We start from the raw sequence: 26,315 nt of genomic DNA on the forward strand, positions 1-26,315 counted from the left end.
AAGAGATCGCGTAGTGCCCGGCCACGGATTCGAGTAGCGGACTACGCGTGCCCCGACCGCGGGATCACGGGATTCTCGAAGCACGCCACCACCTCGAAGCAAGCGAAGATCCTGGACCAGAACCCGACGAGGACATGCCATGACGATCGTCCAGACGCAGTCCGATGAGCTCACGCAATCACACCTGACCGCATTCGACTCCGAAAACCGACTTCAGACCGATGCCGCCGCGCGAAGAATCGCGGAGCGACAGGGCAAACGCAGCGGCAACGAGGACGCCATGTCGCAGGGTCGCCTCGCCGACGCGGATTCGGCGGCCCGGATCACCAATCGCCTGGCCCGGATCACTCGCTACTACGCTCCCGACTCGGCACCCCTGACACCCGAACCCACCATCGCCAGGGGTGTGGACCGGGCAGCTGACGCCCTCGACATAAAGGGTGCCAATCTCGAGAAGATCATCAACTCCCCTGACTTCCTCAGCATCCGATACCTCGACGAAGGTGTGATCTCATCGCGATCGGTTGGTCGCGTGAACATCGGAGTCAGGACAGGTCGGCCAAGTGGGCACGGCACCGGATTCCTCGTCACCCCATCGCTGCTCTTGACCAATCACCATGTGCTGCCGGACGCCGACACGGCCCGGACGAGTCAGATCGAGTTCAACTACCAGGACGGGCCCGGCGGTGTTCCACTGTCCGGCACATCATTCGGCTTTGCCCCCGACCGCTTCTTCCTGGCCGACCGCCAACGTGATTTCGCATTGGTTGCCGTCGACGCCCCGGCACCGGAGCTGGCGACATTCGGCTACAACCGGCTCACCTCCGCACAGGGCACGGTGATCGTCGGCGAATCCGTCACCATCGTTCAACATCCCGGCGGCCGCAAGAAGCAGATCGTGTTGCGCGAGAACAAACTCGTCGACATCCCCGAGGGATTTGTCCACTACTCCGCAGACACCGAACCCGGGTCATCGGGCTCCCCTGTCTTCAACGACCAGTGGGAAGTCGTTGCACTGCATCACGCCAGCGTGCCCGCCCCCGAGCAGACCCGGTTCGGCGGCTACCTGAACGAGGGGGTCCGGGTCAGCAACATCCTGGCCTATCTGCGATCACAACCCCTGACGGCCGAGCAGACGGCACTCGTGGGCGCGCTGCTCGGCGACGGGGTGTCATCGTCGCCTGCGCGCAGCGACGGAGAGAGCGAACCGGGCCGCGGCGAGGCGCATTCTGCGAACACCGCCACGACGATCCGGGTGCCGGTGGAGATCACCGTGCATCTCAACGGCACCGCCACGACGATCCGGGCCGATGTGGGCACCGTGAACACCGGCACCGGCACCGAGGCGGTGTCCATCGACCCCGACTACAGCACCCGTCGCGGCTACGACCCCGGATTCCTGACCCAGCCGGTACCGCTGCCGGTACTGACCGAAGCCATCAAACCGGTTGCTTCTCAAGAACTTCGGTACCACCACTTCAGCGTGGTGATGAATCGTCCACGGCGGATGGCGTTGTTCACGGCCGTCAACATCGACGGCGGCCAGGCGAACGATCCACCCCGTGAGTCGGACCGGTGGATTCGTGATCCGCGTATCGCCGCCGAGGAACAGACCGAGGAAGCCCTCTACCGTGACAACCCACTCGACCGAGGGCACCTGGTAAGGCGCCTCGATCCGGCGTGGGGTCCGCAGGCAAAAGCTGCCAATGACGACACCTTTCACTTCACCAATTGCACCCCGCAACACCACGATTTCAATGCGGGCAGAACATTGTGGGTGGGTCTGGAGGACTACCTGCTGCGTAGCGCCCAGAACAACGAAATCAAGGTGAACGTTCTCACCGGCCCGGTGTTCGCCGATGACGACCCGTCGTATCGCGGATTCAAGCTGCCCAAACAGTTCTGGAAGGTCGCGACGATGGCCAAGGACGACGGGACACTGTCGGCCACCGGCTACCTCCTCAGCCAGGAAGCACTTCTGGACGAATTCGCCACCGCGCCTGAAGCTTTTGCCTTTGGGGCGTACCGTACCTACCAGGTCCCGGTCCGCAGGATCGCAGGAGTATCCGGCCTCGACCTGAGTGCCTACATCGGTTCCGATCCGCTGGAGCACGTCGAAAGCTCGGACACCGCACGAGAACTCATCCGCACAGCAGACCTCATCCTCTGATCGGAGACAACCATGACCACCATCGAACCGCCGACCACGCGCCTGTGCGGGGCCATGCCCGAACACCGTAGATTGCTGACCGAATCAGCGGACTACCGTCGGGCGCGGGCCCAACTCGAAAACACAACCATCGAACTCCAAACCCTTGAACGGCTCAGCACCGAGATCGTCCACATCCCGTTGGTGGTGCATGTCGTTGCCCGCACCGACGCCGAGAACATCTCAGATGCTCAGATACACAGCCAGATCGAGGTTCTCAACCGCGATTACCGGGCCACCAACAGCGACATCGACAAGGTCCCGGAGTTCTTCAAAGACCGGATCGGTGACGCAGGCGTGGAGTTCTCGCTGGCGACCGTCGACCCGCAGGGCAACCCGACGACCGGTATCACCCGCACGTCGACCACCCATACATCGTTCGATGCCGACAACGCGATCAAATTCACCTCCAGGGGTGGCATCGACGCCTGGCCCACCGACCGGTATCTCAACGTGTGGGTCGGCCTCCTCGGTGGCGGATTGCTCGGATACGCGCAATTCCCAGGCGGACCCGCAGACACCGACGGCGTGGTGATCACCCACACCGCGTTCGGCACCACGGGAACCGCCAACCCGCCGTTCCATCTCGGCCGCACCGCCACCCATGAGATCGGGCACTACCTCAACCTGTTCCACATCTGGGGCGACGACGGGAGCGGCTGCGGCGGCACCGACGAGATCTCCGACACTCCGAATCAGGGCAGGGAGAACACCGGCAAACCGTCGTATCCACACGTCAGTTGCAACAACGCCCCGCACGGCGACCTGTTCATGGACTACATGGACTACACCGACGATGATTCGATGGTGATGTTCACCGCCGGGCAGGTCAGCCGGATGCGAGCCTGCCTCGACACGGCCCGGTCAGCGTTTGCGACGGCCGAGAGTACGCCCGCCGGCGCGGGCTCCCCCATCTCGTGACGGACCAACGTTGGTGGCACTCGTTCGAAGAAGACCACGACGATGTGGCCGTCTACCGACCCGACGGATTCGAGTTCCCGCCGGCCAGAGGTCGCCGAGGCCTCGAGATCGAGCCGGACGGATCGGTGATCGAGCTCGGTCTCGGCCGCGACGACGTACCCGGACAGCGGTTGCACGAATCAACAAGATCCCCGGCACCCGAGATCGTTCACCGCGACAGTCATCGGATCGAGGTCCGACGGCCATGACTGAGCCGCACTGAAAGGAATCTGCCATGCATACCGACGACACCATCGCGGTCGAGCGTGAACCGACGTGCAGACGGTCAGCGGCCCTGCGCATCGCGCCCACCATCGAACATCCGCCGATGGTCAGGGCCGTGCCGGATCCTGAGATCGCCGCCATTCTCTCGGCGTTGTCGAGTTCCCGCTACAACCGGTTCCTCTCGACCATCACCACCCCGATCACCCGGCATTCCCTGAGTCCGGAGTTCCGGTCCACCATGTATTTCGCGGCCACCGAACTCGAGGGTGCCGGATACCAGCTGTACCGCGCACCGGTACCGGTCGGCGCGGGTTCCAGTGCGAACCTCATCGCACACCTACCCGGAAATGGCCCCGAACCACGAGACCTGATCCTGGCCACCGCACACCTGGATTCTGTCAACGAGGCCGGACGTTCGCTTCCGGCACCGGGCGCCGACGACAACGCGTCGGGCTCGGCCGGAGTCCTCGAACTCGGAGCGGTTCTGGCCGGTCGCACGTGGCACCACGATGTGGTGCTCATCCTGTTCGGAGGTGAAGAGCAGGGCTTGCTGGGGAGCATCGACTACGTCGGGGCGCTCGCACCCGAGGTACGCACCCGGATCGCCGCCGTCATCAACATGGACATGATCGGCCGGAAGAACACCGCCGCCCCCGGCGTCATGATCGAGGGTGGGCAGAACTCGCAGGCGTTGATGAACGACCTGGTGGCGGCCGCGGGCACCTACACACAACTGTCGGTGTCCACGTCGCTGAACCCGTTTGCCAGCGACCACGTGCCGTTCATCGACGCCGGGATCCCCGCGGTCCTCACCATCGAAGCCGATGATCGCGCCAATACGGACGTACACAGCGACCGCGACACCCTCGCGACCGTCGACTCCACGCTGGCCATGGAGATCCTGCGCATGAACCTGGCAGTCCTGGCCGCCCGCCTCGACCCCCTGAGCACCGGACCGCTGATGAACGTCGAGAGCGCCGGTGCGGCAGACTGGTCGGCGTGAGTGATTCCGACCCCTACCTCTGGCTCGAAGATGTGACCGGCGAAGACGCCCTGACCTGGGTGCGTGAGCACAATCAACCCACCCTTGATCGCCTGACCACCGGAACCCGTTTTTCGGAACTGCAAGACGCCGCCCTCGAAGTCTTCGACACCGACGACCGCATCGCATACGTCCGACGCCGCGGCGACCACCTCTACAACTACTGGCGTGACGCCGCCAACCCGCGTGGACTGTGGCGGCGCACCACGTTGGAGCAGTACCGCACCGATTCCCCCGAATGGGACGTGCTGATCGACCTCGACGCGGTCGCCGCCGCAGAAGACGAGAACTGGGTCTGGAAGAGCGCCCTGGTACTGCGCCCGGCCCATGAGCGGGCACTGATCCTGCTCTCGCGCGGCGGGGCCGACGCCTCGGTCGTGCGCGAGTTCGACATGGTCTCGCGGACATGGATCGACTCCGCCGACGGTGGGTTCACCCTGCCGGAGAACAAATCCGACATCGATTGGATCGACAACGACACCGTCTACGTCGGCACCGACTTCGGAACCCACTCCGACGGCAAACCAGCGCTCACCAACTCCGGATACCCCCGCGTCGTGAAGCGCTGGACCAGGGGAACACCACTCGAATCAGCCGATACCGTATTCGCCGGATCTGTCGAAGACGTTGCCGTACAGGCGATGTACGACGACACACCCGGGTTCGAGCGACACTTCGTTGTCCGGTCGACCGACTTCTTCCACCAGGAGTTCTATCTCCTCGGAGACGGCGCGGGACCGACGCTGATCGATGTCCCCACCGACGCACACACCAGCGTGCACCGTCAGTGGCTGCTGGTGTTCACCCGCTCACCATGGGAACTGAGCGAGACTCAGACCTACCCCACCGGAACGCTGCTGGTCTTCGACCACGATGCGTACCTGACCGGGGATCGTGAAGCGACAGTGCTGTTCTCACCCGATGACCACACGAGCCTGCAGAATTTCTCGTTCACGTCCAAGCATCTGGTTCTGGTGACCTTGCGTGACGTGCAGACACAGGTGCGACTGCTCTCGGTGTCCGACTGGTCGGTCTCCGAACTCGCCGGTCTTCCGGAGTTGGCCACCATCTCCGTCCTCGACACCGATCCCGATCACAGCGACGAACTGTTCCTGTCGGCCAGCAGCTTCACCACCCCACCGAGCCTGCTGCACGGGTCGAGCACCGATGGCGTCGCCCCGATCAAACAGTCACCCGCACTGTTCGACACGAGCAATGTCACGGCCTCCCAGTTCTTTTCGACTTCAGATGACGGGACCCAGATCCCGTACTTCGTGGTCAAACGCGACGATGTCGATTCGGGACCGACCCTGCTGTACGGCTACGGCGGATTCGAGAACTCGCTGACACCGAGCTACGGCGCGGTCTCCGGCCGCAGCTGGGTAGAGCGCGGCGGCATCTACGTCATCGCCAACATCCGGGGCGGCGGTGAATACGGACCGACCTGGCACACCCAGGCCCAACTCGCAGGCCGTCACCTCGTATACGAGGACTTTGCCAGTGTCGCAAAGGATCTGATCGCGCGCGGCCTGACCACCAGTGAGCAACTGGCAGCGCAGGGCGGATCCAACGGCGGCCTGCTGATGGGCGTGATGCTCACCAGCTACCCGGAACTGTTCGGCGCCCTGGTCTGCCAGGTCCCACTGCTCGACATGAAGCGCTACCACCTGCTGCTCGCAGGCGCCTCCTGGGTCGCCGAGTACGGCGACCCCGACGACCCGGAGCAGTGGGAGTTCATCTCGAAATACTCTCCGTACCAACTACTCCGCAAAGACGCCGACTATCCCAAGCTCCTGATGACGACGTCGACCCGCGATGATCGCGTGCATCCCGGTCACGCCCGCAAGTTCGTCGCCCGGATGGAAGAACTCGGGCATTCGGTGAGCTACTACGAGAACATCGAGGGTGGCCACGGCGGCGCCGCCGACAACAAGCAGGCGGCCTTCAAATCAGCACTGGCCTACGAGTTCCTCTGGGAGAGCATCAGCGACTGAGTAGCTGCTGCACCGGCCCGATCAGCGCCGGTGCAGCAGGACCACGCCGCCACGTTCGCCGACCTCAAGGTACTGACCACCGGCTTCGACCTGCTCCAGTTCTTTGCGAACACCATCGGGACTGGTCGGGAACATGTTGTAGGTGTTCGTGTCGACAATGATCCATTCCGGGATGGAACGGTCACGATCCAACCGCGGGAACAGCGTCACCTCGTAGTCGGAAACAAGTTGCGGTGCAACGTTGTTGGTCGCGGCGACCGAATCACCGTCCGGGATCTGACGGGCGAGCGACTCCACCGATTCTGCAACCGTGGCCGGGGTGTAGAAATCGCTCTCCGCAAGGCGGTGCAGCGGACCACCCGCGGCCAGCGCCACCGCGATCACCGCGGCCCCCGCGGCGAACCCGGTGACCACCCGCCGCGACCGGCCCTGCCTGTGCAATGACATCAGGGCATCGATCATCGCAACGAACATGATCGGCATCAAGATGGCGTCGTAGTGGTAATCGTCGGACCAGTAGAGGTGGTTGGTGCTCCAGAATCGCCACGCGATGGTCGGGACCGCTATCAGTGCGATCGGCGAACGCACCGCGAGGAACAGCGTGATCACCAACAGCATGAAGGCAGTCGAGGCGCGCGCATCTCCGGCGGCAAATCCGAGGAGGAACTCCTTGACACCGTCGGCAGGCGACTCGGCGAACTTCGTCCCATAGGAATAGTCGGCGCTGCTGAACGCCGGGATGAACACCTTTGTCGCCAGGACCGTCCAGAGCACACCCCAGACCGCGGTGGCAGCCGCCCATCGATACGCCTGCGGACCGCATCGCCACGCAACAACGGCCGCGAGCACGGCAACGGTCAACCCGAGATCTTCTTTGCAGAAGACCAACGGCAGCGCATAGAGCAACGCGGCGCGCCACCGCTCCTCGACGATGGCGACCACGCTGAAGGCCAGCAGTGGTACCGCCAGAGCGATCTCGTGGAAGTCGAAGGCCAGCGCGTGCGCGATACCCCACGACAGCCCGTACGCGAGCGCGATCAGAACACCTACGACAACGCCCAGCTGCCGCGTCGCCAACCGCACGATCGGTATCGCCGCCAGCGCAAAGAGCAGCGCCTGGACCACCAGCAGCGTGATCGGCGTCGGAAAGACCCGGTAGATCGGCCCGATCAGGGCGATCCAGGGCTGGAAGTGGTCACCCATCAAGTTGATGTCGGTGCCTTCGAGCGGCACGATCGGCGCCTCCAAGCGGCCGTAGGCGCTGACCGCCTGGGTGAATATGCCCAGGTCCCAACCGGTGTATCCGAGCCGCTCGAAACGTCTGACCGAATAGACGATGTACACGACCGCCAGCCCGGCGAACGCGACGAACGCCAACACCCACGGCGCATTCCAGCGACGCGGATCGGCGAGTTGTTCTCGTCTGGTCCGGAGGGGCGGCCGTTCGCCGAGCCCATCTCCGGTCACGCCAGTGGTGTCCGCCACGATGGATGAAGACATTTTGCCACCGTAGCGTGGCTCGATGCCCTATGCGGCCGGCAAAGGATCAGTCCGGCAGCATCGGTACCTGCATTCCGCTGTCGCGGCCGAGGAGCACCGCCCTGGTCACGGCCCCGGCGCCGAACCGATCCCGCAGGCCGTCAACCGTGATGTCCAGCTGTTCCTGATGGTGCTCCTCGAAGGGCAGGGCCAACTGCACGACCTCGGTGCCGGACAGATTGGTGAGCGAGACACCCAGCAACGTGCAGCCCTTCTCCTCGATCATCGGCATGGCTGCGTCGAGGATCTTTCGCGATGCCGTCATCAAGACGTCGGTGCGGTCGGTGGACTCGTAGAGGGTGTGCGATCTGGTGGCCCGGGTGAAGTCGTCGAACCGCAACCGCAGGACAACGGTGCGCGTGCGCCGGTCGGCTTTGCGGAGCCGCTTTCCGAGCCGGTCGATGATCCCGACAATGGTGGCCTCGAGTTCGTCGGCCGACTTTGCACGACGGCCCATGGCGCGTTGCGATCCGATCGACCGGCGGCGGCGCCCGACCTCCACCCGCCGTGGGTCGCGGGCCATCGACAGCGCATACAGATGCCTGCCCGCGCCACCACCGACGAGTGAACTCAGCAGCGCCTCACCGACCGAGGCCAGGTCTCCCACTGTGCGCAACCCCGCGTTGTGGAGTTTCTCGGCGGTCACCGCCCCAACACCCCACAGCCTCTCGACCGGAAGCGGATGCAAGAACTCGAGTTCGGCGCCGACCGCGACCTCGAGAAGTCCATCCGGTTTGGCCACCGCGCTGGCCACCTTGGCCAAGAACTTCGTGCTTGCGATCCCGACGGTGATCGGCAGGCCCACCTCGGTGGCTACCCGCGTCCGCAGTCGCGCGCCGATCTCCAGCGGCGAACCACTGATCCGGCGCAGACCGCCGACATCGAGGAAGGCTTCGTCGATCGAAATCCCCTCGACGATCGGCGTGGTGTCCCGGAAGATCTCGAAGACGGCCTTGCTCGCTTCGCTGTAGGCCTCGAACCGCGGCGGCATCACCACGGCCCGCGGGCACATCGCGAGTGCTTCTCGGCCGTTCATCGGTGTTCGGATCCCGAAGGCCTTGGCTTCATAGCTGGCCGCGAGCACCACACCGCCGCCGACGATCACCGGCCGTCCGCGCAACTCCGGGTGGTCGCGTTGCTCCACCGCGGCATAGAACGAATCCAGATCGGCATGCAGGATGCTCGCCTGGTCTCTTTGCTCGATCCGGGACACGAACGTATGTTCGCATACGGGTCCGACAACGCGCTCCGTGTCCGATTCGCCGATAGGGTCATCTCCATGACACGAACCCGAATATGCCTCGCAACACTGGCGGCCGCCGCCGGACTGACCCTCGCGTTGCCTGCCACCGCCATCGCTGCCACCCCGGCGGACGTGAAGGTGTCCGTCGAGTCCGGCGGCGACGATTTCGGGTTCAAGCTCTCCCTGTGCCCGGTGACCGCCACCAACGTCGGCGGGACCACCGCTTACAACGTGAAGGTGTCAGGATTCGCGCTTGAGGGGACGCAGTTCACCATCCCCGAGCTCGCCCCCGGCGAATCGGAGACGCAGATCGTAGGGTGTGGACTGGGAATTCCGGTCTTCGGGATGGCCGTCCCGTCGGACTGGAACATCCTCAACAACTTCGCGGTGTCCTGGCGCATACTGCCCGATCTGTCATGACGTAGGCAGCCGACTCGTCGTCCGTCTAGCGCCGACGCTCGAGCGTTGCCGACACCACGATGCCGGCAACAACGACGACCACGCCGGCGCCGGCGGCGATCAGGCCGACGTTCTGCATGCTGTCGACCACCTTGTCGACGATGAGTTCGGCCACCTCGCGCGCCGAACCTTCCGCACCCGAGATCTCGTCGTCCGCCCGACGTTGGGCGAACTCGCCCAACAGCCAGGTCAGCACGCCACCGACGATCACACCGAATCCGATTGCGGCAACGACCAATCCGCGCCGCCGCGCCACCACCAGCGCGCCGAGTCCCGCGACGACAGCGATCACCAGGGACCCGAACGCGATGTACCCGATCTGATCGCCGAGCTCGTGGTAGCGACCTGCTTCCAGACCTGACCGCGCCGAATCACTCAGCGGAACCTCGATGGGCCCGGAGATCTCGACACCGCTCAGGAGCTGGGTGTTGATCACGCGGTTCACCATCGGCGTCAGGTTCAGCGACATCACCTTGCCCTCGTCTTCGGGCGTGGCCTCCTCGAACAGCCAATCGTGCTGCTGATTCATCGCCTCGACGAAGTCGGGTTTGAAGTTGTCGCTGCGGGTGTAGGCCTCGGCGAGTGGCCGGATCAGTTCGGTGGGGATCACCGGCGCAGCAGCCGACACCTGCGCGGTGATCTCGTCGGCGATCTGTTCTTGGACCTTCGAATTGTCCGCGAGTGGAGAGACCATCTCACTGAAGCCATCGCGGTCGACGAGATTCGAGTTGACCCAGAACGCCGGCACCGCAATGGCAGCAGAGACGATCGCAATCAGGCAGAGCACCGCAGCAAGGAATGAACGCACTGACCCAGGCTACCGATCGATCGGCATAAAACCCGGCAAGGACCTACTCTCCGATGATGTCGCGGGCTCGACCGACGATCAGCGGATCGGGACGTCCGACGATCTCGTCGTCCCGGTCTTCGTAGTCATAGAGGTTCAGGACGTAGCGCATGGCGCTGAGGCGGGCGCGCTTCTTGTCGTTGCTCTTCACCACGGTCCACGGCGCATGATCGGAGTCGGTACCGGCGAACATCTCTTCCTTGGCGGCGGTGTACTTGTCCCACTTGTCAAGGGAGGCAAGGTCCATCGGCGACAGCTTCCATTGCCGGACCGGGTCGACCTGCCGGATCGCAAACCGGGTGCGCTGCTCCAGCGGTGACACCGAGAACCAGAACTTGATGAGTTTGATGCCGTCGTCGATCAGCATTTCCTCGAACAGCGGCGCCTGCCGCAGGAACTGGGCGTGCTGTTCGTCGGTGCAGAATCCCATGACCCGTTCGACACCGGTCCGGTTGTACCAGGAGCGGTCGAACATCACGATCTCGCGGGCGGCGGGCAGATGCTGCACGTAGCGCTGGAAATACCATTCGGTCGATTCCCGCTCACTCGGCTTCTCGAGGGCAACCACCCGCGCGCCACGGGGATTGAGATGCTCCATGAATCGCTTGATCGTTCCGCCCTTACCTGCCGCGTCACGTCCCTCGAACAACAGCACATGTCGCTGGTTGGTCGCCTTGATCCACTTTTGGAGCTTGAGCAGTTCGATCTGCAGCAGACGCTTTTCCAGCTCGTACTGGTCGCGGCCCATACGTTCGTCGTACGGATAGTCCTCACGCCAGGTGTCGATGACGTTGCGACCCGGCAGGGTCAACAGTCGCGGGTCGTCGTCGTCACGGTCGTCGACGAGGAACTGTGTCGTGTCGGCGAGGTCGACGATCTTCTGCAGGGCCTCGCGGCCGGCAACAACGCTGAAGTCAGGCCCGACATCGGGATGATCGGGACCAAAATCTGAAAGTCGCAGTATCTCGTTCACCGATTCAATCTAGTCTGATCTGCCCACGCTCAGGTGTCCTCTTTGTGAACCCGGGACCAACGACGCGGAGCCGAAGAGTGCCGATACACGAAGAGCGGCACCGTAAGCGGCACCGCTCTTCGTCGGAGAGTGCGGGGAACAGGCGCCCGCACCGTGGTTTGTTATCGGGGTGTCGAAAGCCAGATACCGCCGGCGCCGATGCAGCCTTGTCCGGTGTTGGTGTCGACTGCGGCTGCGAAGCTGCCCGTGCACTGCGCCCCATAGCGTCCGGCGTAAGCACTGCCGCCCCATCCGGCGATCGCGATCGACGTGCCGCCGTCACGCGCCTGGCTGACCGACATACCTCCGGGGCCGGTTGTGACCGCGTAACCGTTGCCACCGGAAATCGCTCCCGCGAGGGCCGCGGCACCGGGCTGCAGGTTCAACGCGTTCGCGTTGCCACCGGTGTCCGCCGACGCCACAGCGGTGCCTGCACCGCTTTGATCTGTTGCCCGAGCCGTGCTGCCCGGGCCCGCCTTGGCACCACAGCCACCGTTGCCCTCGACATGGATGACGTTGTGCCCGTTGGACACCTCGCATGTCAACGGGTCGGCCGATGCCGTACCCAGCCCGCCAAAACCGGCCAAGGCCAGCGCTCCGGCACCGATCAATCCGGCTGCTGCAAGCCGGGATCGAAAGCGCGAGCAGACGCCAAAAATACTTGAATCAAACAAGTTTCGCCCCATCAAGACTGTCAAAGGAGATACCGGACCCACCGATTCGAGGCCCAGGAAGTACCCGGCCGCCTCACTGCGCGCCGACCACTGGGACAGACCATACTCCCCCGCCTGCCGTTCGGACCAAGATTCGATGGCAACGCTTCGGTCACAAACAACAGGCAGCGACGCCGGGACCAAACCCCGCCGATTCCGGGGCGCATCGGTGTAATTTTCTCTCCATGCCAGTGAACGCAAAAACCGAATTCGATATCGACGCTCCCCCGGCCGTGATCATGGAGATCCTGCTCGACGTGGAGTCCCTGCCCGACTGGTCGGGTCCCCACAAGAAGGCCGAAGTCCTCGAAGAGTACGACGACGGTTCCCCGAAGAAGGTGCAGCTCGAACTCCAGGCCTTCGGCATGACCGATCACCAGTTGCTGACCTATTCGTGGACCGAGAACACCTGCACCTGGGACCTCATCGAGGCCGACCAGCTGTCCCATCAGCACGGTCAGTACACGGTGACGCCCAAGGGCAAGGGGTCACACGTCGAGTTCGATCTCGACGTGGACCTGAAGATCAAGCTCCCCGGACTCCTGGTCAAGCAGGCCCAGAAAACAGCGCTGAACACTGCCCAAAAAGGTCTCAAGGAAGAAGCCAAACGCAGACTCGCGTGAGCGGGTTACTTCGCCATCCAGAGCCGGCGGCGCACGACTCCGCGCATCTGCTCGACCGCATTCGGCGAGAGCTGTATCGGCGGGCTCTGTCGCAGGAGGTCGTTCAGGGACGAGAAGTAGTCGCGATCCGACATCCCGAAACGCTCATGGATCTGGTCGGATGGCCCACCGCCAAGGGGATACCACTGGACCTCGAAATCCAGCATCTCCTGCGCATTCGGTGCCAAGACCCACTCCCTTCTACATGTGACCAGCGCCACTGATCAGTGACTGTAGACACAGGGTAGCGCGTCGCGCCAGTGGGTAGAGCTGTAGAAATCATAAGAATCGGAAAACGTTTGGGGGCCAGCGGACCACGACTCGAATTACGCGTGCCTCTGGGCTAATTGAGCGATCCGGTTGTCGCGGTCGGCGGCGTGGTGCGCCAGCATTGCCAGGCGTGCGCCGTCCCGATCACGATCACGCACCGCTGCGAGGATCTCGCGATGCTCGTCGATCGGACGCTCGAACGCGCCGTCGGAATGCGAGGGCTTCCATGGTGCGCCGAGTTTGATCTGGGCGTCCAGCCGATCGAGCAGATCGGTCATCGTCCGGTTGTGCGCCGCCTCGCGCAGGGCGGTGTGCCACTGCCGCAACGCGAGGCGGACTTCCACCTGGTCCTGCTGCGCCGCCGACCGATCTTGGGCGTCCTGCAGGCGGAGCAGGTCGACGTCGGTGCGACGCTCCGCCGCCGCCGACGCCACCGCGGCGTCGAGCACGGCCTGGGCCTCGAAGAGCTCGAGCAGTTCGTCGTCGCCACGCTGGGTGATCATGAATCCGCGGCGAACCGGTTCGATCAGTCCGTCCTGCGCCAGCAATGCCAGCGCTTCGCGGACCGGGGTACGAGAGACTGCGAAGTCCTCACTGAGCACTCCCGGGATCAACGGACTGTCGACGGGGTAGGTGCCCGCCAACAGATTCTCGCGAAGTCTGCGGTAGATCCCGTTTGCGTGGCTGTCCATCAGAGCTCGTCGAAACGGGGCAGCAGATGCTCGGCCACCTGCCGAGCCTCCTCGGCGAGCGGCCAGCCGGCCAGGATCAGCGACGTGATACCGACGGCATCCTTCAGGCGACGGACTGTGCCGGTGATCGAGTCGGGGTCGCCGACGAAATAGAGAGCCGACGAGCGGGACCCGAAGATGTCCAGAGGTGACCATGCGGTGATGCCGGCATAGAGACCCTCATCGACCTGCAGTTCGGAGGGCTCCGGAAAACGGTTGGCCCGCAGTGCATCAACCCATCCCTGACGCTGTGCATCAGGTGCGGTGTACGTGAGCAGGCTCTGCTCGCCACCGGTGCGCTTCTTGACCGCGACATCGAGGGTGTCGCGGACTGCGTCGATGCCCGCGCCGGTGAACACCGTGTAGAACTTCTCGAGCGCGTCGGCAGCATTCGGGCGCACGATCACGCCACCGAGTGCACCGATGGAATCGAACTGTCGGCCGGCGGCAGAGACCGCTGTCCTCGCGGCCTCGATCCTGGGGGCCAGCTCACCCGCGGGACGCAGCATCGTCAGGTAGTTGTGGATGGTCGCTCCGGCGTGCTCGAGCCCGGCAGGCGAATCCCCGGTGCCCCACAGATCGATCACGTCCTGGGTCGGCTCGATGCGGACCGGTGAATTGTGGAAGTTCGAGTCGGTTCCCGCGCGGTAGTGCTCGAGCACCTCGGCCCAGTACTTGGTGCTACGGGTGTACCGATCGTCGTGATCGGCCTTCACACCGTAGGGGCCGACCCGGTCGTCGGTGCCGTTGATCACGTTGATGTCGAGGCGACCGCCGCTGAAGCGATCGAAGGTGAGCGCCTTTTCGGCGAAGGCCTTCGGCGGGATGACACCCGAGTAGGTCGCGACCAGAAAGCGCATCCGACTGGTCACGGCCGCGGCAAACGATGCCGAGGTCAACGGATCATTGGGCCAGGTGGCGACCAGCGCGCCGTAGAAACCGCCGTCGTCGATGGCCTGGGCGAGTTCCCGGTAGTGCTCGAAGTCCGGCGGGTAGAGCCGGCCCGGAGTCCAGGGATAGTCACCATTCGCCGTGGTCAGGTACCAGAGCGTGCGGAAGCCGGCGTTACCGCCGGAGTCGATCGAGGCCATTACTGCACAGATCCCTTCATTGCTTGGAACGCTCCCGATTCTCTGCGTCGGGGCACCGATCGTCACCCATTCAAATCATCTGGATTTTAATGCGTGCACAATCATCCGAATGAATGTAGCTGTATACACATGCCGCAACCAGGACCGGGAAGCGTGAACACCGACCAGGACACCCCTGGGCTGTTCACGTCCGCGCAGTGGCTGAAGGACCATCGGGCCGACCCGAATCTCGTGGTCCTCGATGCCTGCGTCACCCGCGACGTCCATCCCGACGACACCAGCACGTATTCGACCGGGCTTCCCACGTATCGCGAGGGACACCTGCCCGGTGCGATCCACGCCGACCTCGTCGACGACTTCTCCGATCCCACCGCAGCGACACCCTTCACCCGACCCACCCGGGAACGGCTGGCCGCTGCTCTCGGCCGGCACGGTGTCGGCACGGATTCGACGGTGCTGGTCTATGACCACCTCAACGGGATCTGGGCCGCGCGACTGGTGTGGGTATTGCACAGCTACGGGTTCGCCGCCGCCTCCGTCCTCAACGGCGGGTTCGACACCTGGCGCGAGGGCGGCGGTGCCATCGAGACCGGCGATGCCGCCCCGACGCCGACCACTCCCCCTGAGCTCGTTGCCGAGCCCGGTTACTTCGCCGACGCCGACGACATCCGAGCGCTGGGACCGGAAGCGAACTTGATCAATGTGCTTCGGCCAGAGGTCTTTTCCGGTGAAGAAGTGCCCTATGGCCGTGCCGGACACATCCCCGGGAGCGTGAACCTGCCGTTCTCCGATCTGCTCGGTTCCGACGGCACCGAGCTCGATCTCGATCAGGCGGCTCGCGCAGCAGACTCGCTTCGCCCGGGGCCGGTGGTGACCTACTGTGGCAGCGGCATCACCGCCTCGGGATACGCACTGGCACTGCGCGCGTCAGGCCTCGACGACGTGCGGGTCTACGACGGTTCGATGTCCGAATGGGCGGCAGACCCCGACAATCCCCTCACCACATCACTGTGACAATCACACCCCGACACGAAGGACAGACCATGACCACCCTCGAACCGACCCGCGTACCCGACGTTGACGCAGTCATCGACGCGCTGCTCGAATTGCGTTCGCGGACACCACTGGTGCACGCACTGACCAACTACGTGGCAGCCGGGTTCACCGCCAACGTCCTGCTCGCCGCCGGTGCCAGCCCGGCCATGGTCGACAACGTGGAAGAGGCCGGCATCTTTGCCGGAGTCGCCGACGCAGTGCTCATCAACCTCGGAACACCGCAGGCGGCCCTGCACGACTCATACGTCGCCGCCGCGACCTCGGCCCGCGAATCCGGCACACCGTGGGTACTCGATCCGATCGGCGCCGGCGGACTGCCCTGGCGCGGCGAACTCGCCAGGGAACTGCTGGCCCAGCACCCAAGCGTGATCCGCGGCAACGCATCTGAGGTCATCGGCCTGCACGGCCTCGATGGTGGCGGCCGCGGAGTCGACAGCTCGGCCGATCCGGCCGCAGCGGTCCAAGCCGCTCGGGCCCTGCTCGCTTCCGCGGACGCCGTCTCGGCCTCCGGCCCTGTCGATCACGTTGTCGGCGCCACCGGCACCACCCACAACCTGGTCAAGGTGGGCGGCGGACATTCGTTGCTGACCAAGGTCACCGGCACCGGATGCTCATTGGGCGCGCTGGTCGCGGCATATGCCGCCGTCACCCCCAACGGACTGACGGCCGCGGTGTCCGCGCACACCCACGTTGCGGTCGCGGCAGAGATCGCCGCCGAAAAGACCTCGGCACCAGGATCTTTCGCGGTTGCCTACCTCGACGCACTCCACGATCTGGGCCCCGACGACATCCGGTCGCGAGCCCAGATCAGCGGAAATCCGCTCAGCTGACCTGACCGTAGAAGCGTTCGGCGTGGAGGCGGATCACCAGCCGGCGTTCATCGACCATCGCCTGGGCATACTCGTCCCAGTCGTGGTGTTCCCCGGAGATGTCGCGGTAGAGGTCGATCAGTTCCGAGACCGTGTCGTCGTCGGTTGCCTGTGCGGCGACAGGGCTCAGTTCCACCCGGCCCTCTGCGACCGCATACGACCAACCGTCTTCGCTGCTGACCTGAAAACTCGCGCGCGGATCACGCCGTAGATTGGCGACTTTCGCCCGCCCGTCGGTGGACGAGATCCGGAAGACACACTCGCTTGGGTCGAATGAGTAAGCCACCGTGGACAACTGTGGCATCCCGTTGTTCCGGATCGTGGCGAGGGTGCCACGGCTGTGTTCGGTGATGAACTCGATGAACGCCGCGTTGTCGGTCATGCGTCGAAATACTCCTCGTCGGTGACGTGTTCGAGCCAGGTCGTGGTTTCGGCCGGATCGTCGGCGTTGTCGAGCATCGCCAGGTGTTCCATGAACGAATCCGGCGCAGCTCCGTGCCAATGCTCCTCGCCGGGAGGACAGTACAGCGTTTGCCCGGTTTGCGCCTCGATCTTCGGTCCGCCGCGGGACTGCACCCAGGCGATGCCTGCGGTGATGTGCAAGGTCTGACCCAACGCGTGGGAGTGCCACGCGGTGCGGGCGCCCGGCGCAAACCGCACCTTCGCGACGGTCATCCGCTGGCCGTCCTCGCGGGGATGGGCGATCGGGTCGAGCCACACATCCCCGGTGAAGTACTCGGGTGGATTTTTGATGGTCGGTACACGTGGGTCGATGTCCATTGTCTTCTCAGGCTTCCGGGATGTTCATGCCAAAGGATTCACGAGTGATCGCCTCCGGCTCGGGGCCACCGCGGATACCGGTGTCGAGTGCGTCGATGGCGGTGAGCTCGTCGTCGGAGAGCTCGAAGTCGAAGATGTCGAAATTCTCTGCGATCCGTGATGGTGTCACCGACTTCGGAATGACCTGCCGCCCTTGCTGCACATGCCACCGCAGCATCACCTGGGCCGCAGTCTTGTCATGCGCGTTCGCGATCGCGACGATGGTGGGGTCCTTGAGTGTCGAGCCTTTGGACCCGTCGCGGTAGAAGGTGATGCCGCCGATCGGAGACCACGCCTGCGTGAGAATCCCGTGCTCGGCGTTGGCTGCAAGCACGTCGGGTTGCTGGAAGTAGGGGTGCACCTCGATCTGGTTGATCGCCGGCACAACCGATGTCGCGTCCAACAGGCGGGTGAGGTGCTCGCGCATGAAGTTGCTGACGCCGATGGCGCGAACCTTGCCGTCGGACAACAACTTTTCCAGCGCCTTGTACGCGCCGATCGTGAGATCGAACTCGGTCGGCAGCGCCTGATGGAGGATCAGCAGATCGATCTGATCGACCCGGAGTTTGCCTGCGGCCTTGTCGAACGCGTGCAGTGTCTCGTCGTACCCGTAGTCGCTGATCCAGACCTTGGTCTCGATGAAGATGTCCGACCGGTCGAGGTCCGACCGGCTGATCGCTTCACCGACACCCTGCTCATTGAGATAGGCAGCCGCGGTGTCGATGTGGCGGTAGCCGACCTCCAACGCGGTGGACACCGCGGCAGTCGTCTCATCCGGCGGGGTCTGAAATACCCCAAAACCTATTGACGGCAGTGTGATTCCATTGTTGAGAACATAGTTTGAAGGAGCCATGTCTTCCACGGTAACCCTCTACCGCACTCCCAGACAGTGACTGCGAGTACCTGGTTTCGGCGGTGCCGGTCACGGCCGGAGTGCAACTTTCAATGCCTCGCGGACCGGGGCGGACCACCGGTGAGGGTGATATTCGAACCGACCAAGCTCCCGAATCCGACAGGGCCTGCTCATATATTGCGGGCACACCGACACGGCTGATCACCATCGCCGGGCTCATGGATTGCCGGATTGGGTGCGTCGATGACCCGGACATCTCCGGCACCGTACATGTATCTGGCTTTCATGCTCTTCAATTGACCGCTGTTCTGCGATTTTCGGGAGTCACAGTTGTTCCGGGTAACGCCAGTACCTCCCTTGAATCCGCGGCGATGCCTACGGTGGATAGATGAGTTCTACCGAGCTTCGCACCGAGATCCGCGACTTCCTCAGCTCACGGCGTGCGCGCATCACCCCCGAACAGACCGGTCTTCCTGCCTATGGCGGCAACCGAAGGGTCAAGGGACTGCGCCGCGAAGAGGTGTCCCTGCTGGCAGGCGTGTCGGTCGACTACTACGTGCGGATGGAACGGGGGAACCTCGCCGGCGCCTCCGACAGCGTCCTCGGTGCCCTGGCCGGCGCATTGCAACTGGACGAGGCCGAACGCGATCACCTGTTCGCACTCGCCCGCCAGTGTCAGGAGAGTTCGGCGAACCGCCGCCAACGGACCCCACCGACCACCGTTCGCCCGGCGATCCAGCAGGTGCTCGACGCCATCACGGACGCACCGGCCTGGGTTCGCAATGGCCGCCACGACATCATCGCGATGAACCAGCTGGCCCGCGCGCTCTACTCACCGGTGTTGGCCGACCCCCGCCGCCCGACCAACACCACGCGATTTGTCTACCTGCAGCCCATCGCTGCCGAAGAGTTCTTTGTCGACTACGACCAGATCGCCAGGGACGCAGCGGCCATGCTCCGACTCGAAGCCGGCCACAACCCCCACGACAAGGGCCTCATCGCACTCGTCGGGGAACTGTCCACACAGAGCGAATTGTTCCGCAAACGCTGGGCCTCACAGGACGTCCGTTTCCATCGGAGCGGCCGTAAGCGCTTGCGCCACCCCATTGTCGGCCAACTCGACCTGGACTTCGAGAGCATGGAGTTCCCTTCCGAACCCGGCCTGCATCTCAACATCTACACCGCGGCCGCGGGCACGCCCACCGCCGATGCACTCAAACTGCTCGCCTCCTGGGCGGCCGGCCACGACCAGCTCGAAACCGAACGCCAACCAGTGCGCAAGACTTATTGAGTTCTCGTCCTGCTCAATAGATTCACCGAAATGTGGTGTCGGAGGGTTCGGCGGCAGGCGGGTTGGTGCGCGCCAGCGCTTCCAGGTACCAGCGGCCATCGAGCGCGCCAGGTATTTCCACCGCACGGTCGAGGGTGAAGTCGACGATGCGCCGGGCGCCGGGGACTGCGGCGGCACGATCTGCGGACCAGTCGGTGACGGCAGTTCCGGTCAGCTGGAGCACTTCGCCGGTTTCCCAGTTCACGAACAGGAGTCCGGCATGCGGGTCGGCGTCGAGGTTGCCGAGAGTGTTGTACATCGAGTTGCCGCGGTAATCCGGCCAACTCAGATGACGCTCGTCGACGACGGTGACGAACCCTGGATCACCTCCGCGGTGCGAGACGTCCGCGCCGAAACTCTCGTGGCTGGTGGCGACGAAGAACGTGTCGGCACGACGGATGAGTTCTCTTTGTGAGCTGTCGATCCGGTCGAAAGCCCTGACCTGACGCTCACTCGAGTCCGACTCTGCCAGAGGTCCATCGGGCTCGCGGGTGCTGATGTATTTGGGGCAGTTGGAGTAGACCTGCTCCGTGCGTAGTTCCAGCACGCCGCCATTCATTCGGCCAACCCCGTTGATGCGCATGCGCCGACGGGTCCCGGGTTCGATCGCCAGCAACCCCAGCGCCAGCGGTCCCCCATCCAGTGCACTCTCCAGGGGGTCGCCGGCTGATGGTCGAGCGTCCACCCGGACGGTGCGGCTATCCGGTGTGGAGATGAAGCCGGGGCCACCGGCCAGAACGCTGGCCCAGACTGCGCCACCGAGGGCGCGATGCCCCACGAACAGCAGGCGTTGCTGCCCGAGGAACTCCGCCGCGACCTCCGGGATTTCCGGCTGGATCATTCCTCGACCGACCCGGGATGCGATCTCGCGTTCACCCGCCCGCGCCTGCACGCGGAGTTCCCCCTCGTGAAAAGTAGACATGACGATCCTCGATGGTCAGAAGAAGCCGCAGGTCGGTGCGGCGCCGGACGGCGCTGCGGCATGTTCACCCAGGCCGGAAGGGGTGTAAACCTCCAGTCGCGTCCCGTCAGGATCTTCGAAGAAGATGCCGCCGGACGGCGCTCCCTCGCCATGCAGCACAACGCCGTCGTAGTACAGCACGGTGCCCAGCTCGCGGAGGCGCGTTTCGATCGCCCGAACCTGGTCGATATCCGACACCTGGAACGAGAGGTGGTGCAGACCGGGGGCGGCAGGGTTGAAACGTCCCACGCTCTGCTGCCACAGCGTGACCAGCAACGCGTTGTCGTCACCGAGGAACACCCAGCGCCGATCACCGTCGGTGCCCTCGCCCTTCACGTCCCATCCGAAGACCTGCTGATAAAAGCTGGTGGAACGGTCTGCATCGGTGACGTTCAGGCCGACATGTCCGGTCGACAAGCGTGGTGTCGTGGTCATTGCGTTCCTCCAGGTGATTCCTCAATGGCTATTCTGTCTTTATGAAGTTAGACGGTTACACAGAAGGCGTCAACAGCTACGACACCATTCGAGTTGGCGGATCTAATTACCCGAAGATGGTTACAGCTGGTGACGGATATACTTCCGACGTGGTGAATCGACCGCTCACGGGGGAGCCATTGCCGCTGGACCTGGCCAACACGTTCTGGGTGATTTCCGGCGAGTCGCATGACGCCCTGGAGGACCCCGACTTCGTAACCGAGTGGATGGCATCTCATGGTGGTCCAGCAGTTCCCGACCCTCGTCGTGCCACGCGAGCACTCGTTTCAGCTCGCTCCGCTATTCGGACGGCGCTGACGCGACCTTCCGAATCCGCCGACTACGACGCCCTCAATGCGTTGCTGGCTCGCGGACATCTCAGAGAGCGGGTCGATGCCGACGGCGTCCACAGCGTCGTCGAGGTGGACGACCCTCACCAGTGGCTGGCATGGAACGCCGCGCACACGTTGGTCGATCTGCTCAGAACCCAGCCACATCGCATCAAGCCGTGCAGCGGATGCGTGCTCTGGTTCTTGGACACCACGCGCAGCGGCACGCGGAGATGGTGTTCCATGGAAGCCTGCGGTAACCGCGCCAAGGTGCGACGTCACCGCGACGGCTCACTCTCTGAGTGATCCGGAACCGACCGGCACCCGAATCACGTTGAAGCACAGAACTCTTCACGTTGTGGTCGATCCGGGCACCGACTCCGCCAGGATTTCGAAGACCGAGAACGCGTCAGCCCCCGACGGCGGGACCGGGGTTACTCCGGTGCGCCGATATTGAGCTCGTCGGGATGGGCACCCACGCGGACGCCGTCGTCGAGGGTCGCGATGTCAGCGAGGTCGGCGTCACTGAGTTCGAAGTCGAAGACGTTGATGTTCTGGGCAATTCGGTCCGGATTGACCGACTTCGGGATGACGATGAGCCCGTTCTGCAGATGCCAGCGGATGAGAACCTGCGCGGGCGATTTGCCGTACTGCTCCCCCACCCGCGTGATGATCGGGTCGGTGAGCAATGTGTTCGGCTTGGAGTTCGGTCCCCAACCAGAATTGCTGGTTCCGCCGAGCGGACTCCACGATTCGACCGCGATCCCGTGCTTTGCAGCTGCCGCCCGGACCGCCTGCTGCGGTAGGTGCGGGTGGAGTTCGACCTGGTCAACGGCGGGTAGTCCGCCGCGGCTCACCAGCAATTCCAGGTGATGCGGTTCGAAGTTGCAGACCCCGATCGCCTTGGCACGACCCGATTCGGCGATGGTTTCCAGCGCATCCCAGGTCCGCAGCAGACGCGCGTCATCCTGCAGGGGCCAGTGGATGAGATACAGGTCGACGTAGTCCAGACCCAAACGCGACAAGCTCTTGTCGAACGCGCTCAATGCGGGCTCATACCCTTGGTCCGCATTCCACAGCTTTGTCGTGACGAACAGTTCTTCGCGCGGGACACCAGCATTCGCGATGGCCCGGCCGACACCCTCTTCATTGCCGTAAACCGCGGCGGTGTCGATGTGCCGGTAGCCCGCATCATCGATCGCCGACCGAACGGCCAGCTCGGTCTCGTCGTTGGTTGCCTGCCAAACACCCAGCCCCAGTTGGGGAATCGTGGTGCCCGAGTTCAATACGATGGTGGGTACTTGTGCGGCCATATGTCCACCTTACTGTCTTTCACCCACTGCGCGAGGCCAGAATGGTGCACTGGGGACGGGAGGGCTTGGTGTCCAACCTGATTGGGCGCCAAGATCAACCAACGTCGGCCAAAGGTTCGATGGGCCGAGCGGGCACCTAGTCGATGGTCAGCACGATCTTGCCTTGGATATGCCCGCGGGCGGCCCGTTCATGGGCCTGTTGCGCGTGCGCCAGCGGGAAGCTGCTGTCGATGGCGACTCGCAGAGTTCCGCTCGCCATCAAATCGGCGAGCTCGGCGAGCTGCGCACCGTTCGAGCGGACCTGGGTAGCCGTGACCGTAATACCCAATTCCGCATTCTCATCGTCGTCGAACTCACCGAAGTAGACCGGGTAGAGGGATCCACCACGTTTGAGGGTTCGCAGGAAACGTCGACTGTCCGGACCCCCGACGGCGTCCAGGACGAGGTCGACGCCCGCGGCGACTTCTTCGGGTCGGTCGGTGGTGTAGTCGATGAACTCGTCGGCACCGAGTTCGCGCAAAAAGCTCCGGTGGGCGCCGGAAGCCACGGCGATGACGCGGGCTCCCCTCCACTTGGCCAGTTGGACAGCAAGATGCCCAACGCCGCCGGCGGCGCCGTTGACGAGGACGGTGGTATTGCTGTCGAGTGCCACCGGTCGGTGCCGAGCCTCTTGGAACGGGGACGGGTGGTCGTGCCCGAGCGCGATCAGGAACTGCCACGCCGTCAAGCCCGACATGGCCAGACCGGCGGCGTGCACGTGGTCGACGGCGGCCGGTTTGTGAGCAAGGTCTGACGCCGGCGCGGTGACGTACTCGGCGTATGCGCTGCCCTGCAAGGAGGTTGGGAACCGGAGGAGACCGAACACGTCGTCTCCGACCGCGAAACCTTCGACATCGCTCGCGACGGCTTCTACGACGCCGGAGACATCGGTCCCGGGTATGAGCGGGAGTGTCATCGGGGGCTTGAGCTCGGGAGGCACGTTGGGCATCCCTTCACGCGCATACCAGTCGGGCGGGTTGATGCCGACCGCGTGGACTCGGATGAGCACCTCGCCGGACTTCGGCTCGGGAACGGGCACGTCGTCGTTGCGCAGTACCGTCGGGCCGCCGAACTCGTGTAGCCGGATCGCCTTCATCGTGCTCGTGCTTGTTGTCATCGTTCTCTCGTTTCTACCGATCGGGTGCCATGCGTGACGCAGAGCTTGTTAGTGGGACGAACCGTCAATATTGTTGTCGGACAGCGATACTGTCGCTTCTTGGATCTCACTGAAGCGACCGTCTGCGTCGTGTCGAGCGAATAGGTAGACCTCGGTGCGAACGAGCGTTCTGTCGAGCATGTGGATCTCGATTGTGTGGTGATCGGCGTAGAGCGAGCCATCGGTCAGCTCTTCGTGAACCTCGATGGTCCCGCTCGCCATCACTTTCCTGAGCTGGGTCATACGCTCGGCCAGCTCCGCCCTGCCGCCCCAGGCGCCGCCATCGATGCGCTGCCGGAATGCGGGGGTGAAGTGACGTTCGATGGTGTTATCGAGGTCGATGGTCGGATTTAGCAGCGGCTCGATGGCAGCCGTGACGGTGGATCGCGTGTTCATGTCAGTCCTTGTTTCCGGCTTCGAGGGTAAGCTATCGGAGCACTGCTCCGAATATATGGAGCACTGCTCCGTTTGTCAAAGGGAGACCATGCGCGCCGACGCCAGGAAGAACTACGATCAGCTACTCGGGGTCGCCCGCACTGTCGTGACCGAGCAAGGGGCCGACGCGTCACTGCGCGACATCGCGCGCCGCGCCGAGGTTGGGCTCGGCACGCTCTATCGACACTTCCCGACGCGAGAGGCGCTGCTCGAAGCCTTGCTGCGCAAGAGCTTTCGCGAGCTGACGGAACTGGCCGACAAGCTCGAGGCGTCGAAATCGCCCGCGGACGCGCTCGTCGAGTGGTTTTGCGAGTGTGTCGCGGTCACGCACGAATATCGTGGCGCCATCACGCCGATGACGGCCGCCATCGAGGAACCCGGGTCTGCGCTCCATGCCTCGTGCGTGACGTTGCGCGCGGCGGGCGCGCGACTGCTCTCCCGGGCGCAGGACGCCGGCGTCGCGCGGACCGACCTCGATGGCATCGACCTCTTTGCGCTGATCGCAGCCCTCGCGTGGCTCAATGACCAGGCCGCGACGGCGCCACGCGTCGACCATCTCTTGGGCGTCATCACGGGAGCAATCCTCAAGGATCGCTCCCGTGATGACGACGCTCATGCACCGGTCACATAGACCGATTCCGGTTCAGCGGGCACGTACTCAGAGTCGACGGCAGGCCGAATTGACGTCACTCCGCGAATTCAGCCTCAGTGGTGCGTCGCGCCGCCGTTCGAAATACCCGGCGTAACCGACACCATCGCAAGCCGAATCAGCCTGCCAATTCGCCGACCGTCAGGCCACCCCAGATCCCGTACTTCTCGCCATATCGCTCGGCGTGCCTGCGGCATTCCTGCGCGACCGGGCAACTTCCGCAGATCCTCTTCGCGGCGGCTTCGCGACGTCGACGTTCCTTGGCGTATTCGCGTCCGGCCGGCGGGAAGAATATGTTCGCGTCGACGTCCTCGGTTCGGCAACTACCCTGCACTCGCCAATCCCAGCCGGTTTCTCCCCCGACGTAGACGTCGCCGAATCCGGTCATGCCGTGACGGCAAGCGGTGCGCGCACCGCCGCCAGATCTTTGGCCCACACGGCAGCTGCGACCTCGGTTCCGGGCAGTTCCGTGCCCGACGCCGGCTCGTACCCGGCCCGACGGAACAGTGCGTGCAACTCGGACTGATCCGAGCCGGTCTGCACCAGCACGCGGCGATGCCCACGATCGGCTGCCTCTGCCTCGAGCCGGGCCAGGATCCGACTTCCGAGCCCACGGCGACGCTGCGCCGCGGCAGTCCAGATCCGGGTGATCTCGGCGGTGTGGCCATCGGCGCGCCGATATTCTCCGCCGGCAACCGGGACGCCGTCGGCAACCGCGACCAGGAAGGCGTCGCCCGGCCGGACCCGTAACTGCGCAAACCACCCACACGACGTGCCGCCGTACCGTCGGCTGTTCTCGATCGCGACCTGTGACAACGCGGTGCGGGCCAACCGGTCTTCACGAGCCACGCGCACTATCTCGACCTTCGGCCGACATGCCTCGATCATCGGCAGTGCCTGCGGAGCCTCCGGATGGACTGCAGCCGCAGCCATCAGCATCTGGTCGACCGACAACAGCTTTCCGACAAACGACATGACTTTGCTCCCTCGACGGTGGTGCAACCATTCAGCCGCGAAATCGCGCGGCGGGCGATG

Annotated in this window: 30 protein-coding genes; 12 read left to right on the plus strand and 18 right to left on the minus strand. The window is 64.1% G+C overall.

The annotated features are described in order from the left end of the window. Positions 1 to 139: 139 nt before the first annotated feature. Genes AC56PL_RS26505 through AC56PL_RS26525 form a run of 5 tightly spaced genes read left to right on the plus strand, consistent with a single transcriptional unit; the run spans position 140 to position 6,430 of the window. Entirely contained in the window at positions 140 to 2,170 is a 2,031-nt protein-coding gene (locus tag AC56PL_RS26505) for a DNA/RNA non-specific endonuclease (RefSeq protein WP_497155693.1), read from the plus strand. 12 nt (positions 2,171 to 2,182) lie between these two features. Beyond that, entirely contained in the window at positions 2,183 to 3,130 is a 948-nt protein-coding gene (locus tag AC56PL_RS26510) for a zinc metalloprotease (RefSeq protein ID WP_497155694.1), read from the plus strand. Then, on the plus strand, positions 3,127 to 3,378 hold the full coding sequence (locus AC56PL_RS26515; protein WP_495517126.1) for a hypothetical protein: 252 nt from the start codon (positions 3,127 to 3,129) through the stop codon (positions 3,376 to 3,378). The genes AC56PL_RS26510 and AC56PL_RS26515 overlap by 4 nt, the downstream gene beginning before the upstream one ends. A 26-nt stretch (positions 3,379 to 3,404) precedes the next feature. Further along, positions 3,405 to 4,397: a M28 family metallopeptidase gene (locus tag AC56PL_RS26520; RefSeq protein ID WP_497155695.1), complete on the plus strand. Its 993-nt coding sequence runs from the start codon at positions 3,405 to 3,407 to the stop codon at positions 4,395 to 4,397. Further along, the gene (locus AC56PL_RS26525; RefSeq protein WP_497155696.1) at positions 4,394 to 6,430 is read left to right on the plus strand and encodes a prolyl oligopeptidase family serine peptidase; all 2,037 of its coding nucleotides are present in this window, start codon (positions 4,394 to 4,396) and stop codon (positions 6,428 to 6,430) included. The genes AC56PL_RS26520 and AC56PL_RS26525 overlap by 4 nt, the downstream gene beginning before the upstream one ends. Before the next feature lie 21 nt (positions 6,431 to 6,451). Here the strand turns inward: AC56PL_RS26525 and AC56PL_RS26530 are convergent, their stop codons facing one another. Beyond that, positions 6,452 to 7,930, minus strand: coding sequence for a DUF2079 domain-containing protein (locus AC56PL_RS26530; RefSeq protein ID WP_497155697.1), 1,479 nt, complete (start codon positions 7,928 to 7,930; stop codon positions 6,452 to 6,454). Positions 7,931 to 7,976: 46 nt separating this feature from the next. After that, the gene (gene dinB / locus AC56PL_RS26535) at positions 7,977 to 9,182 is read right to left on the minus strand and encodes a DNA polymerase IV (protein WP_497155698.1); all 1,206 of its coding nucleotides are present in this window, start codon (positions 9,180 to 9,182) and stop codon (positions 7,977 to 7,979) included. Positions 9,183 to 9,248: 66 nt separating this feature from the next. On the opposite strand from dinB, the gene AC56PL_RS26540 reads away from it, so the two are divergent. Then, positions 9,249 to 9,632, plus strand: coding sequence for a hypothetical protein (locus AC56PL_RS26540; protein ID WP_497155699.1), 384 nt, complete (start codon positions 9,249 to 9,251; stop codon positions 9,630 to 9,632). Positions 9,633 to 9,657: 25 nt separating this feature from the next. On the opposite strand, the gene AC56PL_RS26545 is transcribed toward AC56PL_RS26540, so the two are convergent. The 3 genes from AC56PL_RS26545 to AC56PL_RS26555 all read right to left on the minus strand — a co-directional run bounded on the left by AC56PL_RS26545 (position 9,658) and on the right by AC56PL_RS26555 (position 12,189). Further along, the gene (locus AC56PL_RS26545) at positions 9,658 to 10,479 is read right to left on the minus strand and encodes a hypothetical protein (RefSeq protein ID WP_495517120.1); all 822 of its coding nucleotides are present in this window, start codon (positions 10,477 to 10,479) and stop codon (positions 9,658 to 9,660) included. Positions 10,480 to 10,522: 43 nt separating this feature from the next. Further along, positions 10,523 to 11,491 (minus strand): polyphosphate kinase 2, encoded by a 969-nt coding sequence (ppk2, locus tag AC56PL_RS26550; protein ID WP_495517119.1) that lies wholly within the window; start codon positions 11,489 to 11,491, stop codon positions 10,523 to 10,525. A gap of 161 nt (positions 11,492 to 11,652) precedes the next feature. Next, complete coding sequence (locus AC56PL_RS26555; protein ID WP_497155811.1) at positions 11,653 to 12,189, minus strand: DUF6764 family protein; 537 nt, start codon at positions 12,187 to 12,189, stop codon at positions 11,653 to 11,655. Between the two features lie 239 nt (positions 12,190 to 12,428). On the opposite strand from AC56PL_RS26555, the gene AC56PL_RS26560 reads away from it, so the two are divergent. Continuing rightward, positions 12,429 to 12,866: an SRPBCC family protein gene (locus tag AC56PL_RS26560; RefSeq protein WP_495517117.1), complete on the plus strand. Its 438-nt coding sequence runs from the start codon at positions 12,429 to 12,431 to the stop codon at positions 12,864 to 12,866. A 5-nt stretch (positions 12,867 to 12,871) separates the two neighbouring features. Here AC56PL_RS26560 and AC56PL_RS26565 read toward each other — a convergent pair whose 3' ends face one another. The 3 genes from AC56PL_RS26565 to AC56PL_RS26575 form a co-directional block, all read right to left on the minus strand. Beyond that, positions 12,872 to 13,072 (minus strand): DUF3263 domain-containing protein, encoded by a 201-nt coding sequence (locus tag AC56PL_RS26565; protein ID WP_495517660.1) that lies wholly within the window; start codon positions 13,070 to 13,072, stop codon positions 12,872 to 12,874. Positions 13,073 to 13,231: 159 nt separating this feature from the next. Continuing rightward, a complete protein-coding gene (locus AC56PL_RS26570) occupies positions 13,232 to 13,867 on the minus strand; it encodes an FCD domain-containing protein (RefSeq protein ID WP_495517116.1) in 636 nt (211 codons plus the stop codon). After that, complete coding sequence (locus AC56PL_RS26575; RefSeq protein WP_497155700.1) at positions 13,867 to 14,997, minus strand: LLM class flavin-dependent oxidoreductase; 1,131 nt, start codon at positions 14,995 to 14,997, stop codon at positions 13,867 to 13,869. Before AC56PL_RS26575 ends, AC56PL_RS26570 begins: the two co-directional genes overlap by 1 nt. 153 nt (positions 14,998 to 15,150) lie before the next feature. On the opposite strand from AC56PL_RS26575, the gene AC56PL_RS26580 reads away from it, so the two are divergent. After that, positions 15,151 to 16,011: a sulfurtransferase gene (locus tag AC56PL_RS26580; RefSeq protein WP_497155701.1), complete on the plus strand. Its 861-nt coding sequence runs from the start codon at positions 15,151 to 15,153 to the stop codon at positions 16,009 to 16,011. A 29-nt stretch (positions 16,012 to 16,040) separates the two neighbouring features. Further along, positions 16,041 to 16,883, plus strand: coding sequence for a hydroxyethylthiazole kinase (thiM, locus tag AC56PL_RS26585; RefSeq protein ID WP_497155702.1), 843 nt, complete (start codon positions 16,041 to 16,043; stop codon positions 16,881 to 16,883). On the opposite strand, the gene AC56PL_RS26590 is transcribed toward thiM, so the two are convergent. From AC56PL_RS26590 to AC56PL_RS26600, 3 genes are read right to left on the minus strand one after another with little or no spacing between them, the layout of a single operon-like run. Then, positions 16,876 to 17,304: a TIGR03618 family F420-dependent PPOX class oxidoreductase gene (locus AC56PL_RS26590; RefSeq protein ID WP_495517112.1), complete on the minus strand. Its 429-nt coding sequence runs from the start codon at positions 17,302 to 17,304 to the stop codon at positions 16,876 to 16,878. The genes thiM and AC56PL_RS26590 overlap by 8 nt on opposite strands. Beyond that, positions 17,301 to 17,702, minus strand: coding sequence for a (R)-mandelonitrile lyase (locus tag AC56PL_RS26595; RefSeq protein WP_495517111.1), 402 nt, complete (start codon positions 17,700 to 17,702; stop codon positions 17,301 to 17,303). The genes AC56PL_RS26590 and AC56PL_RS26595 overlap by 4 nt, the downstream gene beginning before the upstream one ends. A 7-nt stretch (positions 17,703 to 17,709) precedes the next feature. Next, complete coding sequence (locus AC56PL_RS26600) at positions 17,710 to 18,594, minus strand: aldo/keto reductase (RefSeq protein WP_497155703.1); 885 nt, start codon at positions 18,592 to 18,594, stop codon at positions 17,710 to 17,712. A gap of 388 nt (positions 18,595 to 18,982) precedes the next feature. Between AC56PL_RS26600 and AC56PL_RS26605 the strand changes: the two genes are divergently transcribed. Then, entirely contained in the window at positions 18,983 to 19,885 is a 903-nt protein-coding gene (locus tag AC56PL_RS26605) for a helix-turn-helix transcriptional regulator (RefSeq protein ID WP_497155704.1), read from the plus strand. 22 nt (positions 19,886 to 19,907) lie between these two features. Here the strand turns inward: AC56PL_RS26605 and AC56PL_RS26610 are convergent, their stop codons facing one another. Further along, entirely contained in the window at positions 19,908 to 20,846 is a 939-nt protein-coding gene (locus AC56PL_RS26610) for a pyridoxamine 5'-phosphate oxidase family protein (protein ID WP_497155705.1), read from the minus strand. A gap of 15 nt (positions 20,847 to 20,861) precedes the next feature. Continuing rightward, the gene (locus AC56PL_RS26615) at positions 20,862 to 21,320 is read right to left on the minus strand and encodes a VOC family protein (protein ID WP_497155706.1); all 459 of its coding nucleotides are present in this window, start codon (positions 21,318 to 21,320) and stop codon (positions 20,862 to 20,864) included. A gap of 149 nt (positions 21,321 to 21,469) precedes the next feature. Here AC56PL_RS26615 and AC56PL_RS26620 point away from each other — a divergent pair, with 149 nt between their 5' ends. After that, complete coding sequence (locus AC56PL_RS26620; protein WP_495517106.1) at positions 21,470 to 21,994, plus strand: CGNR zinc finger domain-containing protein; 525 nt, start codon at positions 21,470 to 21,472, stop codon at positions 21,992 to 21,994. Positions 21,995 to 22,122: 128 nt separating this feature from the next. Here the strand turns inward: AC56PL_RS26620 and AC56PL_RS26625 are convergent, their stop codons facing one another. The 3 genes from AC56PL_RS26625 to AC56PL_RS26635 form a co-directional block, all read right to left on the minus strand. After that, on the minus strand, positions 22,123 to 23,001 hold the full coding sequence (locus AC56PL_RS26625) for an aldo/keto reductase (protein WP_497155707.1): 879 nt from the start codon (positions 22,999 to 23,001) through the stop codon (positions 22,123 to 22,125). Positions 23,002 to 23,137: 136 nt separating this feature from the next. Continuing rightward, entirely contained in the window at positions 23,138 to 24,157 is a 1,020-nt protein-coding gene (locus AC56PL_RS26630; protein WP_497155708.1) for an NADP-dependent oxidoreductase, read from the minus strand. A gap of 48 nt (positions 24,158 to 24,205) precedes the next feature. Continuing rightward, positions 24,206 to 24,592 (minus strand): nuclear transport factor 2 family protein, encoded by a 387-nt coding sequence (locus AC56PL_RS26635; protein ID WP_497155709.1) that lies wholly within the window; start codon positions 24,590 to 24,592, stop codon positions 24,206 to 24,208. Positions 24,593 to 24,680: 88 nt separating this feature from the next. Here AC56PL_RS26635 and AC56PL_RS26640 point away from each other — a divergent pair, with 88 nt between their 5' ends. Beyond that, positions 24,681 to 25,262, plus strand: a complete 582-nt coding sequence (locus AC56PL_RS26640) for an SbtR family transcriptional regulator (protein ID WP_495517102.1) — start codon at positions 24,681 to 24,683, stop codon at positions 25,260 to 25,262. Positions 25,263 to 25,398: 136 nt separating this feature from the next. Here AC56PL_RS26640 and AC56PL_RS26645 read toward each other — a convergent pair whose 3' ends face one another. Further along, a complete protein-coding gene (locus AC56PL_RS26645) occupies positions 25,399 to 25,668 on the minus strand; it encodes a WhiB family transcriptional regulator (protein WP_497155710.1) in 270 nt (89 codons plus the stop codon). Beyond that, positions 25,665 to 26,255, minus strand: coding sequence for a GNAT family N-acetyltransferase (locus tag AC56PL_RS26650; RefSeq protein WP_497155711.1), 591 nt, complete (start codon positions 26,253 to 26,255; stop codon positions 25,665 to 25,667). The genes AC56PL_RS26645 and AC56PL_RS26650 overlap by 4 nt, the downstream gene beginning before the upstream one ends. Positions 26,256 to 26,315: the final 60 nt, after the last annotated feature.

Source organism: Williamsia sp. Y721, assembly GCF_059683565.1.